At 66.6% G+C, this 15,263-nt stretch carries 12 protein-coding genes and 1 pseudogene; 12 read left to right on the top strand and 1 reads right to left on the bottom strand.

Annotated elements, in window-relative coordinates; genetic code table 11:
- Positions 1 to 81: 81 nt before the first annotated feature.
- The 7 genes and pseudogenes from BRAGE_RS0125380 to BRAGE_RS0125410 all read left to right on the top strand — a co-directional run bounded on the left by BRAGE_RS0125380 (position 82) and on the right by BRAGE_RS0125410 (position 7,820).
- Complete coding sequence (locus tag BRAGE_RS0125380; RefSeq protein ID WP_027558383.1) at positions 82 to 1,170, top strand: mandelate racemase/muconate lactonizing enzyme family protein; 1,089 nt, start codon at positions 82 to 84, stop codon at positions 1,168 to 1,170.
- 202 nt (positions 1,171 to 1,372) lie between these two features.
- Complete coding sequence (locus BRAGE_RS0125385) at positions 1,373 to 2,521, top strand: amidohydrolase (RefSeq protein WP_027558382.1); 1,149 nt, start codon at positions 1,373 to 1,375, stop codon at positions 2,519 to 2,521.
- Positions 2,522 to 2,835: 314 nt separating this feature from the next.
- Positions 2,836 to 3,040 (top strand): annotated as a pseudogene (locus BRAGE_RS56890) (DUF72 domain-containing protein); the annotation flags it as partial.
- Positions 3,041 to 3,166: 126 nt separating this feature from the next.
- On the top strand, positions 3,167 to 4,261 hold the full coding sequence (locus tag BRAGE_RS51735) for a caspase family protein (RefSeq protein WP_159073920.1): 1,095 nt from the start codon (positions 3,167 to 3,169) through the stop codon (positions 4,259 to 4,261).
- A gap of 226 nt (positions 4,262 to 4,487) precedes the next feature.
- Positions 4,488 to 5,924, top strand: coding sequence for a sodium:solute symporter family protein (locus tag BRAGE_RS0125400; protein WP_027558379.1), 1,437 nt, complete (start codon positions 4,488 to 4,490; stop codon positions 5,922 to 5,924).
- Entirely contained in the window at positions 5,921 to 7,135 is a 1,215-nt protein-coding gene (locus BRAGE_RS0125405; protein WP_084334223.1) for a sialidase family protein, read from the top strand. The genes BRAGE_RS0125400 and BRAGE_RS0125405 overlap by 4 nt, the downstream gene beginning before the upstream one ends.
- A 4-nt stretch (positions 7,136 to 7,139) precedes the next feature.
- On the top strand, positions 7,140 to 7,820 hold the full coding sequence (locus BRAGE_RS0125410; protein WP_027558377.1) for an SDR family NAD(P)-dependent oxidoreductase: 681 nt from the start codon (positions 7,140 to 7,142) through the stop codon (positions 7,818 to 7,820).
- 147 nt (positions 7,821 to 7,967) lie between these two features.
- Here the strand turns inward: BRAGE_RS0125410 and BRAGE_RS0125415 are convergent, their stop codons facing one another.
- Positions 7,968 to 9,155 carry a CaiB/BaiF CoA transferase family protein gene (locus BRAGE_RS0125415; RefSeq protein ID WP_027558376.1) on the bottom strand — a complete coding sequence of 396 codons (1,188 nt, stop codon included), beginning with the start codon at positions 9,153 to 9,155 and terminating at the stop codon, positions 7,968 to 7,970.
- 178 nt (positions 9,156 to 9,333) lie between these two features.
- Here BRAGE_RS0125415 and BRAGE_RS0125420 point away from each other — a divergent pair, with 178 nt between their 5' ends.
- The 5 genes from BRAGE_RS0125420 (at position 9,334) to BRAGE_RS0125440 (ending at position 15,236) form a co-directional block, all read left to right on the top strand.
- Complete coding sequence (locus tag BRAGE_RS0125420; protein ID WP_027558375.1) at positions 9,334 to 10,221, top strand: hypothetical protein; 888 nt, start codon at positions 9,334 to 9,336, stop codon at positions 10,219 to 10,221.
- A 170-nt stretch (positions 10,222 to 10,391) separates the two neighbouring features.
- Positions 10,392 to 10,751 (top strand): hypothetical protein, encoded by a 360-nt coding sequence (locus tag BRAGE_RS0125425; RefSeq protein ID WP_027558374.1) that lies wholly within the window; start codon positions 10,392 to 10,394, stop codon positions 10,749 to 10,751.
- A 108-nt stretch (positions 10,752 to 10,859) separates the two neighbouring features.
- Positions 10,860 to 11,951, top strand: a complete 1,092-nt coding sequence (locus BRAGE_RS0125430; protein ID WP_051378017.1) for an HlyD family secretion protein — start codon at positions 10,860 to 10,862, stop codon at positions 11,949 to 11,951.
- Complete coding sequence (locus tag BRAGE_RS0125435) at positions 11,948 to 14,278, top strand: ABC transporter permease (protein WP_027558372.1); 2,331 nt, start codon at positions 11,948 to 11,950, stop codon at positions 14,276 to 14,278. Before BRAGE_RS0125430 ends, BRAGE_RS0125435 begins: the two co-directional genes overlap by 4 nt.
- Positions 14,265 to 15,236 carry an HlyD family secretion protein gene (locus BRAGE_RS0125440; RefSeq protein ID WP_027558371.1) on the top strand — a complete coding sequence of 324 codons (972 nt, stop codon included), beginning with the start codon at positions 14,265 to 14,267 and terminating at the stop codon, positions 15,234 to 15,236. Before BRAGE_RS0125435 ends, BRAGE_RS0125440 begins: the two co-directional genes overlap by 14 nt.
- The last annotated feature ends 27 nt before the right edge of the window (positions 15,237 to 15,263 follow it).

The raw sequence follows: 15,263 nt of genomic DNA on the forward strand, positions 1-15,263 counted from the left end.
CATCGCTACTTGCGAAGATGAGGTTGATGGGTTTCGCTTCGCTCTACCCATCCTACGAAGAAGAAAAAACAGGGAGGCTACATGCCACGTATCGCAAATCTCGAATCCGCCCTCTACCGGATCCCCCTGCCCGTCACGCTGTCCGACTCCACGCATGGCGAGATCGCGGCGTTCGAGCTGATCACCTGCCGAGTGCGCGATGCCGATGGCGCCGAGGGCGTCGGCTACACCTACACCGTGGGCCGCAATGGCGGGGCTGTCGCCGACATCCTCAAGCGGGAGATTCCGCCGCTGGTCGAGGGGCATGAGGCCGACGACACCGAGGCGATCTGGCACCACGTCTGGTGGGGCCTGCATTATGGCGGCCGCGGCGGACCGGCGGTGCTGGCGCTGTCCGCGCTCGACATCGCGCTGTGGGACCTGAAGGCGCGGCGCGCGAAGCTGCCGCTGTACCAGTTGCTCGGCGGCTTCGATGCGCACGTGCCCTGCTATGCCGGCGGCATCGATCTCGATCTCTCCGTCGAGGCGCTGCTCAAGCAGACCGACGGCAATCTCGCAAAAGGTTTTCGCGCCATCAAGATGAAGGTCGGCCGGCCCGATCTCAAATCCGACGTCGCGCGCGTCTCCGCGATGCGCAAGCATCTCGGCGACGGCTTTCCGCTGATGGCGGACGCCAACATGAAGTGGACGGTCGAGGAAGCCATCCGCGCCGCCTGCGCTTTCGTTCCCTATGATCTTACCTGGCTCGAGGAGCCGATCATTCCCGACGACGTCGCGGGCCATGCCCGCATCCTGCAGGCCGGCGGCGTGCCGATCGCGGCGGGCGAAAATCTGCGCTCGCTGTGGGAGTTCAAGAACTACATCGTCGCGGGCGCGGTGTCCTATCCCGAGCCCGACGTCACCAATTGCGGCGGCGTCAGCGCGTTCATGAAGATCGCGCGGCTGGCGGAAGCCTTCAACCTGCCCGTGACCAGCCACGGTGCGCATGACATCACCGTGCATTTGCTCGCGGCCTGCCCGAACCGGTCGTATCTGGAGGCGCATGGCTTCGGGCTGGACAAGTATATCGAGCACCCGCTGGTGCTTCAGGACGGCAAGGCGCTGGCGCCGGACCGTCCGGGCCACGGCATCCGTTTTGACTGGACAGGGCTGGCGAAGCTGGCGGCGTAGGGCGTGAGGTCGTCATGGCCGGGCTTGTCCCGGGCATCCACGTTCTTTGGCTCTGCAAAGCAAGACGTGGATGGCCGGGTCAAGCCCGGCCATGACGATAGAGCGAGCTGCTTTGCACGCGAGGCATTCCAAGGGGCTTGATGCGGGACGCAGATAATCGGCTATGGTGGCAACAGCCGACACCATCCGAAAGTCCCCCGCCTTGACCCCCGACCTGCACAAGAAACTGACCGAATGGCGCCGGCATCTGCATGCGCATCCCGAGCTGTCGCTCCAGGAGAAGGCAACTGCCGCCTTCGTGCAGGAGAAGCTGACCGAGCTCGGCATTCCCTTCAAGGCCGGCATCGGCGGCCACGGCGTGGTCGCGACCTTGAGGCGCGGGTCTGCGGAGGGCCGCGTCGGCCTGCGCGCCGACATGGATGCGCTGCCGATCACCGAGGATACCGGCCTTGCCTACGCCTCGACGACGCCGGGCGTGATGCATGCCTGCGGCCATGACGGGCACACCGCCTCGCTGCTCGGCGCTGCCGCGCTGCTCGCGGCCGACACCAATTGGAGCGGCACGGTCGACTTCATCTTCCAGCCGGCGGAAGAGGGCTTTGGCGGCTCGCGTGCGATGGTCGCGGCCGGGCTGTTCGAGCGCTTTCCGATGGACCGCGTGTTCGGCTTCCACAACTGGCCGGGTCTGGAGGCCGGCACCGTCGCGGTGCATGACGGCGTCGTCATGGCCTCCGGCGGGCGCATCACCATCACCATCGAGGGCCATGCTGGCCACGCCGGCATGCCGCATCTGACCCGCGATCCGGTGATGGCGGCGGGGCATCTCATCGTAGCGCTGCAGACAATCGTGTCGCGCAGCGTCGATCCGCTCGACACCGCCGTGCTCTCGCTCTGCACCATCGACGGCGGCACCGCGCCGAACCAGATCGCAGGCCGCGTCACCATCCGCGGCACGCTGCGCTACCACCGCGACGGCGTGAAGGACACCATCCTCGACGGCATCGAGCGCACCTGCGCCGGGATTGCGACGAGCTTCGGCGTCAAGGTGACGCCCGAGATCGTCATGGGCGTCGGCGTCGTGATCAACACGCCGGCGGAAGCGGACCTCGCCCGCATCGCCGCCGACAAGGCGCAGGCGCCCGTGCGCCGCGATCTTGCGCCCAGCATGGCCGGCGAGGATTTCGCCTTCTATCTGCAGAAGCGGCCGGGCGCGTTCGTCTGGATCGGCAACGGGCCGTTGCGCGACGGCGCCGAGCTGCACGGCCCGCGCTACGATTTCAACGACGCGATCCTCCCCGTCGCATCGACCTGGATGGCCGAGGTCGCCAAGACCGCGCTGGCGTCGAACTAGCTGATCTCGCGCGGCAGCTTCCACTCCGGCCGTGGCTCGCAGACCTCGCTCTCCTCCACCCGCGCGACGTGATATCCCTCGGGCAGAAGCCGGCCGCCTTCCTCGTCCGCGACCGGCACGTCGGTCACCAATCCCTCGATCAGGGCGGCTTCCCACACTTCCTTCTCGGAAGGAAAGGGATCGCCGATCTGCTTGTTGCCTTCGAACAGCGCGTACATCGGTTCCGGCCTCCCGTTGACCAAGCTCACGAGAAACGTATCGACAGCACGGACGTTCCTTTCGGCAGGCGAGGCTTCCGCCATCGCGCGAGCCGCCGCATCTCGCAGCTCGGCGGCAAGGTCGGACCGATCCTGTTCCAGCTGCCGCCGCAAATTCAAGGCGAACGCCGACAGGCTGGCGTCCTTCTTCAAGCTGCTGTCATGGAAGCGGCAGGGCTGCGACGTCTACGTCTATTTCGACAACGACCAGAAGAGCACGGCGCCCGCCGATGCCAAGGCGTTGAAACAATTGCTAGGGTAAGCCCGTGGCTCCCCCGGCTCCGTTGCGCTAGGATCAAAGCTGGTTCGAGCCAGCGAGATCCGGATGAACCGGCGCGAATTCGTCTCAAGGTTGACAGCCGCAACCGCATTAGCGGGAATGGCGCCTTTGGCTGAAGCCGCGGACGGCCGCCGGGTCGCGCTCGTCATCGGCAACGGTGCCTACAGGAACGTGCCCGCGCTGCTCAATCCGCCGAACGATGCGAGCGACGTCGCCGCGGCGCTGAAGCGACTTGGCTTCGCTGTCTCCCTCGCCACCAACGCCAGTTTCGATGCCATGCGCCGCGGCCTGATCGCGTTGGGGCGCGAGGCCGTCGGCGCCGAGATGGCGGCGGTTTATTTCGCCGGCCATGGCATGGAGATCAATGGCGAGAACTGGCTGATCCCTGTTGACGCAGAGCTGAAGCGGGATACGGACGCGGCGAATGAAGCCATCAACCTGCAAAGCGTGATGTTGCAGGTGTCGAGCACCACGAGCCTTGGTCTCGTCATCCTCGACGCCTGTCGCAACAATCCGTTTGCCGCCAAGATGAGTAGGTCGATCGCCACGCGTGCGGCCTCCACGAGCGGGCTCGGCCGCATCGAGCCGGTCGGCAACGTTCTCGTCGCCTATGCCGCGCGCGACGGCACCACAGCGCTCGACGGCGACGCGCGCAACAGCCCGTTTGCCGCGGCACTCCTGCGCAACATCGAGGTGCCCGGCGTCGAGGTGACGTTCATGTTCCGCAACGTCCGCGACGACGTGATGGAGGCGACGCGCAACGAGCAGCAGCCGTTCGTCTATGGCTCGCTGTCGCGCAAGGCGATCTACCTCGCCGGCCCGCCACCCGCCGGCGCCGAAGGCGCAGCGTCGCCGAGCCCACTTCCGGCCGCCGTCTCCCCTGCTCCACCGCCCACGCCGGCGGCGCCAGGGATCGACCCCGCGCTGGTCGGCACCTGGGAGATCATGGTGCCGAGCGGCCGCGGGCAATCGCGCTGGATCTGGCAGATCATGGGCGACGGCACCTACCGATTCCACGCCGAGCCGCAGCGCTCGGCGCGTCCGCACGAAGGCACGATCACGGCCGCGAACGGCCGCTGGACCCTGCACGCAATCAGGGGCCTGTCGGGCTACAGCGACGGCGGCGCCTACGAGATCCGCGATGCGCTGGCTGTCATCACGGGCAAGCTGGGCACCGGCGCCTGGAAGCGTAGCGCCGACTAGCACGCCCGCGCGCGACGACGCCGCCGCGCTGAGGCCCGCGATCGCGGCCGCGCCATAGCGCCCATCCTGCTCTCTGGAACACGGGTTTCGCCGAGGCGTGCGCTTGACGCACGGCGCCCGGACAGGTTTAATGATCTTTAACAACAATTGTTCGCATTCCGAACACCGCAATCGGACAGAGCGGGCTGACAACACCGCGTCCGCGTCACCAGAGGAAACGTCACCGATGCAAGCCATCCTCAATGGCGAGAGCACGCTCATCGTCACGATGATCGTCGCCTACATCGCCTTCACCTCCTGGCTCACGCTCAAGCTGCGCAGCCGGACCAGCGACCAGTTCATGACCGCCGCGCGCGCCATGCCGGCCGTCGTCGTCGGCGTGCTGATGATGTCCGAGTTCGTCGGCGCCAAGTCGACCGTCGGCACTGCGCAGGAGGCGTTCCAATCAGGCATGGCCGCGGGATGGGCCGTACTCGGCGCCTCGATCGGCTTTCTGCTGTTCGGGCTGTTGATGGTGAAGAAGCTCTACAATTCCGGCGAATACACCATCTCGGCCGCGATCGCGCAGAAATACGGCAAGTCGACCATGCTCACGGTGTCCGTGATCATGATCTACGCGCTGCTGCTGGTGAATGTCGGAAATTACGTCAGCGGCGCCGCTGCGATCGCGACCGCACTGCATGTCAGCCTGCCGGTCGCGATGTGCATCATCGCGGTGGTCTCGACCTTCTACTACGTGTTCGGAGGGTTGAAGGGCGTCGCCTGGGTGACGATCCTGCACAGCGCCTTCAAGGTCGTCGGCATCGTCATCATCTTCGCGGTCGCGATGTCGCTGACCGGCGGCATCGCGCCGATCCAGGCCAAGCTGCCGGCCTATTACTTCACCTGGGACGGCAAGATCGGCTTTGCGACCATCTTCGCCTGGACCTTCGGCACGGTCGGCGCGATCTTCTCGACCCAGTTCATCGTGCAGGCGATCTCGTCGACGCCGAGCGCCGACGACGCCCGCAAGGCCACCTTCTATGCCGCCGCGTTCTGCCTGCCGCTCGGCTTCCTGCTCGCGCTGATCGGCGTTGCCGCGAAATACCTCTACCCCGACATGAACAGCCTCTACGCGCTGCCGGTGTTCCTGGAGAAGATGCCGCCGCTGGCCGCCGCCTTCGTCACGACGTCGCTGGTCGCCTCGATCTTCGTCAGCGTCTGCACCGTCGCGCTCGCCATCGCTTCGCTCGTGGTGCGCGACTTCTACGTGCCGTACTGGAAGCCGACGCCGGAACGGGAATTGAAGATGACGCGGGTGTTCTCGGTGGTGATCGGCATCGTGCCGCTGGTGTTCGTCTTCTTCATTCCGGAGATCCTCAAGTTGTCGTTCTTCACCCGCGCGCTGCGGCTGTCGATCACGATCGTCGCGATGATGGGCTTCTATCTGCCGCTGTTCGCGAGCAACCGCGGCGCCACCGCCGGCCTGATCGGCGCCGCGCTCTCGACCACGGTCTGGTACATGCTCGGCAACCCCTTCGGCATCGACAACATGTATGTCGCGGCCGCAACCCCGCTGGTCGTGATGGCGATCGAGCGCCTCGTGCTCGGCCGCGCTCCGACCGCGGCGGCGGCGCCGCAGGCAGCACAGTCCAATGCATTCGTGGAAAGGACCTCGACATGATCATCGATACCGAGATCGTGACCACCGACATCGAGATCGCCGCCGACGGCGTCGTTCGCCCGGCCGCCGGCGATCCCGACCGGTTCGATGCCTTCATCCCCTCGCCTTGTGTGCAGAACCACGCCGCCAATCTGATGCCGCTCGCGGGGGGCGATCTCGCCTGCGTCTGGTTCGGCGGCACGCAGGAGGGTATGTCGGACATCTCGGTCTATTTCTCGCGCCTCGCCCGCGGCGCGACGCAATGGTCGCCGGCTGAAAAGCTATCCGACGATGCGGGGCGCTCCGAGCAGAACCCGGTGCTGTTCCCCGTCCCCGACGGCACGCTGTGGCTGATGTGGACGGCGCAGCTGGCGGGCAACCAGGACACCGCCCTGATCCGCCGCCGCATATCCCGTGACAATGGCAAGAGCTGGGGTCCGATCGAGACGATGTTTGCCGAAGAGCGCGGCCGCGGCACCTTCATCCGGCAGCCGATCGTCGTGCTCGACAACGGCGACTGGCTGCTGCCGGTGTTCTATTGTCACAGCACGCCGGGCCGGAAATGGAACGGCGACGAGGACACCAGCGCGGTGAAGATCTCGTCCGATGCCGGCAAGACCTGGCGCGACGTCGACGTTCCCGGCAGCCGCGGCTGCGTGCATATGAGCATCGCGCGGCTCGACGACGGCTCGCTGCTGGCGCTGTTCCGCAGCCGCTGGGCCGACAACATCTACCAGAGCCGGTCCAGCGATCACGGCCGCACCTGGCCGGCGCCATCGCCGACCGTGCTTCCCAACAACAATTCGTCGATCCAGCTCGCGCGGCTCGGCAACGGTCATCTCGCGCTGGTCTTCAATGACAGCAGCGCCAGCGACGCGACCGGGCGCCGCCTCTCGCTTTATGACGAGATCGAGGACGACCTGCCGCCGGTGCTCGCCGGCGACGGCAGCAAGGCCGACGGCCGCACCGCCTTCTGGGGCGCGCCGCGGGCGCCGCTGACGCTGGCGATCTCGGCCGACGGCGGAAAGAGCTGGAGCAAGCGTAACGTCGAGACCGGCGACGGCTATTGCATGACCAACAATTCGCGCGACCAGACCAATCGCGAGCTATCCTATCCCTCCGTCAAACAGACGGCCGACGGCGCGCTCCACACCGCGTTCACCTTCCATCGCCGCGCCATCAAATATGTGCGCGTGAGCGAGCCGTGGGTAGCACGCGGCGTGCAGGGCTGAGATAATGGACAAGCGGCCGCACGCCCTCGTCACCGGCGCCAGCTCGGGGATCGGCGCTGCGATCGTCGAGCGCCTCCTGCGTGACGGCTGGCGCGTCAGCGGCATCAGCCGTCGCCCTGCGCCGTTCGACCATCCTGCCTTTGACCATGTGTCGATCGATCTGAGCGATGTCGACGGCATCGCAGACGCCGTCGCGGCGATCGCACCGACCGCCCTGGTTCATGCCGCGGGCGCACTGAAGGTCGGCCAGCTCGGCGCGCTCGACCACGACGCCGGCGCCGCGATGTGGCGGCTGCACGTCGACGTCGCCGAACGCCTCGCCAATGCGCTGGCGCCGCGCCTGCCGCAGGGCGGGCGCATCGTCTTCATCGGCAGCCGCACCGCCTCGGGCGCAGCCGGCCGCGGCCAATATGCCGCGACCAAGGCGGCGCTGGTGGCGATGGCGCGGTCCTGGGCGATCGAGCTCGCGCCAAGGGGCGTTACCGTCAACGTCGTCGCACCGGCGGCGACCGAGACGCCGATGCTGAAGGACCCCGCGCGCGCCGATGTCGCGCCAAAACTGCCGCCGATCGGCCGCTACATCCGCGCCGAGGAAGTGGCGCATGCGGTGGCATTCCTGCTCTCGCCGGAAGCGGCCGCCATCACCGGACAGCAGCTCGTCATCTGCGGCGGTAGCTCGCTCTAGAGCCGGTTCCGTTGCGATGTAACGGGTTCTCTCAATATGGGTCCTCGCTTGCGGGGACACCCTCTCCCCAACCCTCTCCCGCAAGCGGGAGAGGGAGCGCGCCTCCCTTCTTCACGTGAACCGGTGTCCGCTTCGCTCAAAAAGGCGCTAGATGATCCCACCTTGCCGGAGCGCTGCGATCGCAGCCTTGTCATAGCCGAGCTCGGCCAAAACGACATCAGTGTGCTCGCCAAGCGTCGGCGGGCGGCTCGCGATTGCGCCGGGTGTTTCCGACAGGCGGACCGCGGCGCGGGCGACCGGGGCCTGTTTCGGCAGGCCCGGATAGTCGACGTCCTGCAAGAAGCCGGCGGCGCGGATGTGCGGATGATCCAGCGCCTGTTGCGGGCTCAGCACCGGCCCGGTCGGGATCATCGCCTCGCCCAACGCGTCGACGGCCTCCTGCGTGGTGCGCATCGCGCACCAGCGCGCCATCCGCTCGCTGATGACGGGGCCGTTATTGCCGCGGTTGATATCGTCGGCAAAGCGCGGATCGTTCAGCCAAAGCTCCTCCTCGCCCATCAGCCTTGCCCAGCGCTTGAACAGCGGCTGGCCCGTGACCTGGCACAGCACCCAGCCGTCCTTGGTGCGGTAGATGTCGGCGGGCGCGGCGGTCTGGCCGAGATTGCCTGTCGGCACGCGATTGACGTTGATGACGGCCTGCTCGATCAGCGTGGCATTGGTGAAGGACAAGGCGGTTGCGAGCAGCGCACCCTCGACGATCTGCCCGCGTCCGGACTTGCCGCGCTCGATCAGCGCGGCGAGCGTGCCGAAGGCACAATGCAATGCGGTGCCGAAATCGACCCAGTTCACCGCAGCGCGATAAGGCGGATCGCCCGCGCCAGTCATATAGACCGCGCCCGACATGACCTGGCCGACGCCATCGAAGCCGACCCGGTCGGACCACGGCCCCGGCCCGCCGAACGCCGTCGCCGTGGTCAGGATGATGTCGGGCTTGATCGCCCTCAGCGAGTCGTAGTCGAGCTTCATCGCGCGCAGGGTCTGTGGCGGCAGGTTGGCGACGACGACATCCGCGGTCGCGATGAGGCGGCGCATCACCTCCTGCCCTTCAGCCTTCATCGGGTCGAGCGTGATGCACTTCTTGTTGCGGTTGACCTGGAGGAACAGCGCGCCTTCGCCGTTCTCGCCGACCGGCGCAACGAAGCGATCCTCGCTGCCGTCGCGCTTCTCCACGCGGATGACCTCGGCGCCGAACTCGGCCAGCAAGGTCGCGCAGTAAGGACCTGCGATATAGCGCCCGAAATCGAGGACGCGCACGCCCGCCAAAACTCCTCCCATCGATCCCTTCCCTTATTTTCTTCTATTCCCGCCAGATTACAGGGACTGGCTGCCGCGGCAAGGCGGCGACGGGCATCCTGCCCTGCGCCGAAGATGTGATCGCGAACCCGTTTCGGCTGGCGGAAATTCTGCTTTAGAATGAGCTGCCCGTCCCCCCTGAAGCGAGAAGCGCCCGGCCATGCCGCAACAATTCGACCGATCCGCAGAAGATCTCGGCAACGCGATCCATTTCGAGCACGTCAACATCCAGGTCCCCGACCAGCGCCTCGCCACGCTGTTCTACGTCACCGGGCTCGGGCTCACCCGCGATCCCTATCTGATGGTGTCCGACACCAACATGTGGATCAATGCCGGACGCAGCCAGTTTCACCTGCCCAGCGGCAAGGCGCAGGTGCTGCGCGGCCACACCGGGCTGGTGATCGAGGGCCGCGAGGCGCTGCTGGCGCGCCTGGCATCGGTTGCGAAGAAGCTCGAGGGCACCGCGTTCGCGTTCACCGAGCACAATGATCACATCGAGGCGATCTGTCCGTGGGGCAACCGGATGCGATGCTACGAGCCGGATGCGGCGCGCTTCGGCCGCATCGCGCTCGGCATTCCCTATGTCGAGTTCGACGTGCCCGTGGGCACCGCGAAGGCGATCTGCGCGTTCTATCCCGAGATCATGGGCATGCCCGCGACGATGCGGAATGGCGACGGCACGGTCGCCGCTGTGCAGACTGGCCGCGACCAGCATCTGCTGTTCCGCGAGACCGACCGACCGCAGGGCGGCTATGACGGCCATCATGTGCAGATGTACATCACCGACTTCTCCGGCCCCTACCGCAAGCTGCTGGCGCGCGAGCTGATCTCGCGCGAGGACAACCAGTACCAGTACCGGTTCTGCGACATCGTCGATCTCGACAGCGGCAAGCACCTGTTCACGGTCGAGCACGAGGTGCGCTCGGCGACCCATCCGATGTTCATGCGGCCGATGGTCAACCGCAACCCGACGGTGAACAACCGCAATTATGCCTACGGACACGATCAGACGTCATGGGCGATGGGACTGGATCAATACGAGGGATAGAGGGCGTGCCGTCTGGGCATTCGATGATTCGGGACGCATTTGGAAAAAGCACGACGCTGGCGGGCCGTGCTCTTTGAACGATCGAAAGAGCTGCTATCTTGTCGCAATGCAAATTCAGCATAGGCTTGTGGCCGCGCCGTGCCGGACAGCCCTAGCCCGGAGACATCGCGATGAAGAAGTGCGTCTATTGGGCCGCGGCGGCGGTCTGTCTCGCCGCCTCCAGCTCCGCAGCCGAGGCTCGCTCGGCTTATGACGGCGCCTGGGATCTCATCTTCGTGACCCAGCGCGGTGCATGCGATCAGAGCTACAGTTTCACCGTCAACATCACCGACGGGATCGTGACGCATCCGAACCTGGTCCGGTTCAGGGGCTACGTCGCAAGATCCGGGGCGGTTCGCGCCTCGGTGACCGTACAGGACAAATTTGCCTCGGGCAGCGGCCGGCTTTCGGGTAACGCCGGCCAGGGACGGTGGAGCGGTTATTCCGGGACCGCGCGTTGCTCCGGATATTGGACCGCACGGCGAAACTGATCAGCGGCCCTGCCGAGAGGCTTCGGAGCGGCACAACGCGGCGGACGAGACTTTACAAGTACGACATGGAAAGCCGCTATCCCGGTCGAGAGCCAAGGGGATCAGTTCATGGACACGCCGACCTCCGACACGGACAGTCAGGCCAAGGACGTTCAAGCCAAGGACAATCAAGTCAGGCCTGACGCATTAGGCGACGATCACAAGCCGGGCCCGCGCAGCGCGACGCGCACGCCTGCCATCATCGTCGCCATCGTGGCAGCCGTCGTCGCCGGGCTGTCGATCTTCTATCTGCTGCGGCCGGAGCCGCTGCTGGTCCAGGGCGAGGTCGATGCGACGCGGCTGGACATCGCGGCGCGCGTCGACGGCAGGGTCAAGGAGATCCCGGTCCAGCGCGGCCAGAACGTTGCTGCGCAGGCGGTGCTGGTGCGGATCGACAATCCGGAGACGATCGCCAAGCGCGACCAGATGAAGGCGGCAAAGGCCGTCGCCGACGCCCAGCTCGCCAACATCATGGTTGGAACGCGCGTCGAAACCGTCGCCGCGCGCAAGGCGGAGATGGAGCGGGCGCAAGCGGCGGTGGTGCTGGCGCAGAAGACATTCGACCGCACGCGGACCCTGACCGAGCAGGGCAACGCGCCGCAGGCCCGCCTCGACCAGGTGACCGATGCGCTGCACGAAAGCGAGCGCGCGGTCGATCAGGCCAAATCGGCCTATGAGCAGGCCGTCAACGGCTACACCAAGGAGGAACGGGCGATCGCGACGGCCAATGTCGAGAAGGCCGATGCCGATATCCAGAGCGTCCAGTCCATCATCGACCAGCTCGTGGTCTATGCGCCGGTCGCCTCCCAGATCTACCAGCGCAATGTCGAGCCGGGCGAATATGTGTCGCCGGGCGTGCCGCTGGTCACCCTGATCGACCTCGGCGATGTCTGGGTTCACTTCGACCTGCGCGAGGATCTGGTCAAGAGTCTGAAGGTCGGCGATCGTTTCGACGTCCGCATTCCCGCGCTCGACGACCGCAGCGTCACCGTCGAGGTCAAGCTGATTGCGACCAAGGGCGAATATGCCAGCTGGCGCGCCACGCGCGCCACGGGCGATTTCGATCTGCGCACGTTCTCGATCCGCGCCTATCCCGTGAAGCCGGTGCCTGAGCTGCGGCCCGGGATGAGCGCCTATCTCGACTGGCGGTCGCGGCAATGAAGCTTGCCACAAAGCCCGGATTCTGGCTGGTCGCGCGGCGCGAATGCCGCTGGCTGTTTCATGACCGGGTTGCGCTGCTGCTGATCTTCGGCGTGCCGCTGTTCGCATTCGTGGTGCTGACCACCGTCTTCAGCCATCCTGTCATCCGCGGGCTCGGGGTCACGGTCGTCGACGAGGACAAGTCGGATGCCTCGCGCGCGCTGGTGGAATATGTCGCGGCGTCTCCGAGCCTGAGGATCGTCGACCGTTCCGGAACGCTGTCCACGGCCGTCGAGGACATACGCTCCGGCAAGTCGATTTCGGCGGTCCTTATCCCGGCGGATTTCGAGCGCGACCTGAAGGCGGCGCGCCGCCCGCAGATCGTCGGATTCTACAATCAGCAGTTCTTGACGCCTTCCGGCATCGCATCCTCGGGCCTCAGCGACTCGCTTTCCGCAGCGGCAGCCGTGGCCGCGCCTGCCAGCCGCGCGGCGCCTGCGCCGTCGTCTTTGGGAGCGCTCAAGGCGGAGACCATGGCGCTGGTCAATCCGCAGAAGAACTATGCGCAGTTCCTGCTGCGCGCGCTGCTGCCGACGATCATCCATGTGGTGATCACGCTGGCCGCCGGCTATTCCGTCGGCTCCGAATTCCGTCGCAGGGACGCGCGGGCCTGGCTCGCAAGCGCCGGCGGCGATCCGCTCGTCGCGCTGGCCGGCAAGCTCGCGCCGCTGTTCTGCATCTTCTTCCTGGTCATGCTGGTCGAGCCGCTGTTCCTGGAGGGTGTGCTGGACATCCCCTTCAGGGGCGACCTGCCGTTGATGATCGCGGCGGCCTCGCTGCTGATCATCGCCTATCTGTCGATCGGCGCCCTGCTCCAGCTTCTGGTCGGCGATCTCGCCACCGGGCTCGGGCTCGCGGGTCTCATCGCCTCGCCCGCGTTCGGCTATGCCGGCGTCGGCTTTCCCACCATCGCCATGAATACCTTTGCGCAAGGCTGGAGCGCGATCCTGCCGCTGCGCTGGTACATGGCCGTCCTCTTGGGGCAGGCGGCGCGCGGATTGCCGGTCGCCGATTCCGCTCTTCCCTTCGCCGTGCTTGCAGGCCTTGCTCTGCTCTTTGCCGGCCTCGCATGGCTGCGCATGGCGAACGTCACCCGCAAGGGCTGGTTTTCGACGGCACGACCTGCCGAGCCGTCCGAAACGGAAGAAGTACCCGCGGGCGTCGGCGGTGCCTTCAAGGCCGAGTGGCGGCGAGTGCTGGGAACGCGGAGCGCCTTCACGCTGCTGTTTCTCGCACCCCTCATTTACGGCATCTACTATCCGCAGCCCTATCTGAACCAGATCCTGCGCAAGCTTCCGATCGCGGTCGTCGACAATGATCTCAGCGATCTCAGCCGGCAGATCGTCGAAACGCTGGATGCGAGCGGCGCATTAAGCGTGACGGTTCGCGCCCGAACGCTCGTCGAGGCGCGCTCCGCGATCGATCGCGGGCACGCCTTTGCCGTCGTCGAGATTCCGCCCAACACCGAGCGCGACGTGCTCAAGGGCATCACCGCGCACATCCCGGTCTATGCGGACGCAACCTATCTGTTCATCTTCAGAACGAGCGCCAGCGGGCTGGCCACCGCCATCGGAACGTTGGCGTCAGAGCTCGTTGCGCGCGGCGCGCGCCCGGATGGCAGCCTCGTCAAGGCCAAACTTGCGAGTTCGAGCCCGGCCGATGTCCTGCTACAGCCGATCTTCAACCCGGTAGGCGGCTATGCCAGCTACATCGTTCCGGCGGCGTTCATCCTGATCCTGCAGCAGACCCTTCTCATCGGCGCGGCGATGCTGACCGGCACGGCGCTCGCGGCCGGAGGCGGAGCCTTTGCCGGCGTGCTCGGCCGCGGCATCGCCCATCTGACCGTCTATCTTCCCGCGCTCGCGCTCTATGTCATCGTGCTGCCGCGCATCTACGGCTTCTCGACGCTCGGCCATCTCCCGCAGATCCTCGCGCTCGGGACCGTCTTCCTGCTGGCGACGAGCTTCATGGGACAGGCGGTCGGCGCCTGGTTCACGCGGCCGGAGAATCCGACCATCCTGCTGCTGGCGACCAGCCTGCCGCAATTCTTCATGGCCGGCTTTGCCTGGCCGCGCGAGGCGATCCCGGACGTGGCGCTCGCGTTCGGACGGATTTTCCCGGCGGACTCGGCGATCGACGGCCTCGTGCGCATCAACCAGATGGGCGCCAGCATCTGGGAGGTCGCCCATGACTGGCGCGTGCTGTGGGGTCTGGCGCTCGGCTATTTCTTGCTCGCGGTGATCTCGGCATTTGCCTTCAGGAGAGGACACCGACATGCGCAACCTTAGAGCTGCCGCCTTCCTCGCAACTCCGCTCGCCCTCGTCGCAGCCGCACTGATCTATGCCACGCGTCACTCCGAACTTCCCGCGACCATTGTCGGCATCGTGCGCGCGACCGAGGTCAGGGTGGAGCCGGAGGTGAGCGGTCAGCTCGCCGCGATCGCGGTCGAGAAAGGCGCCCACGTGAAGGCGGGCGACGTGATGGCGCGGCTCTCGGCGGTGGAGCTGACGGCGCAGGCGGACCAGGCACGTGCCGCGCTCGCCTCTGCCGTCGCGAACCGCAACAACGTCTATGCCGGCGTCCGCCGCGAACAGGTCGAATCCCTGAAGGCCGCCATAGCCAAGGCGCGCGCCCGCCTCGACTATGTGGAGGCCCAGCTCACGCGCACCAGCACGCTGGCGCGGCAGAGCTTCGAAACGCAGCAGGCGCTCGACCAGGCCGAGAACGACGTGGCGGCCGCGCGTGCCGGCGTCGCGGAGGCCCAGGCCAATTACGATGCGGCGGTGGCGGGTCCGACCCGCGAGGAGCGCGCCATCGCCGACACGCAGGTGCAGGCCGCAGCCGCGGCCGTCACCGTGCTCGAACGCCGCCTCGACAAGATGGTGCTGCGCGCCCCCGCCGACGGCACGGTCAGCGTCATCGCGGCGGAGGTCGGCGAGAATGTCCGCGCCGGCCAGCCGATCCTGATGGTCACGGCCGCAGGCCGGCAATGGCTCTCATTCAACGTGCGCGAAGATCATCTCGGCCGGGTCGCGATGGGGACCACGGTGAACGTGGCGCGGACCGGAAGCGACGCCGCGACGCCGGCAGTCGTGACCGAGCTGCGGCCGCTGGGCGTGTTCGCCACCTGGCAGGCCGAACGGGTCATCGGCGATCATGACCGCAACACCCTGCGCCTGCGCCTCGATCCCGCGCGCGAGACGGCTGACCTCGAACCGGGAATGACGGTCTGGATCGCGCAGTGAAGCTGCGCACTTGCGCCCCTGCCAGAG

This window comes from Bradyrhizobium genosp. SA-4 str. CB756, assembly GCF_000473125.1.
GTDB classification, from domain to species: Bacteria; Pseudomonadota; Alphaproteobacteria; order Rhizobiales; family Xanthobacteraceae; genus Bradyrhizobium; species Bradyrhizobium arachidis.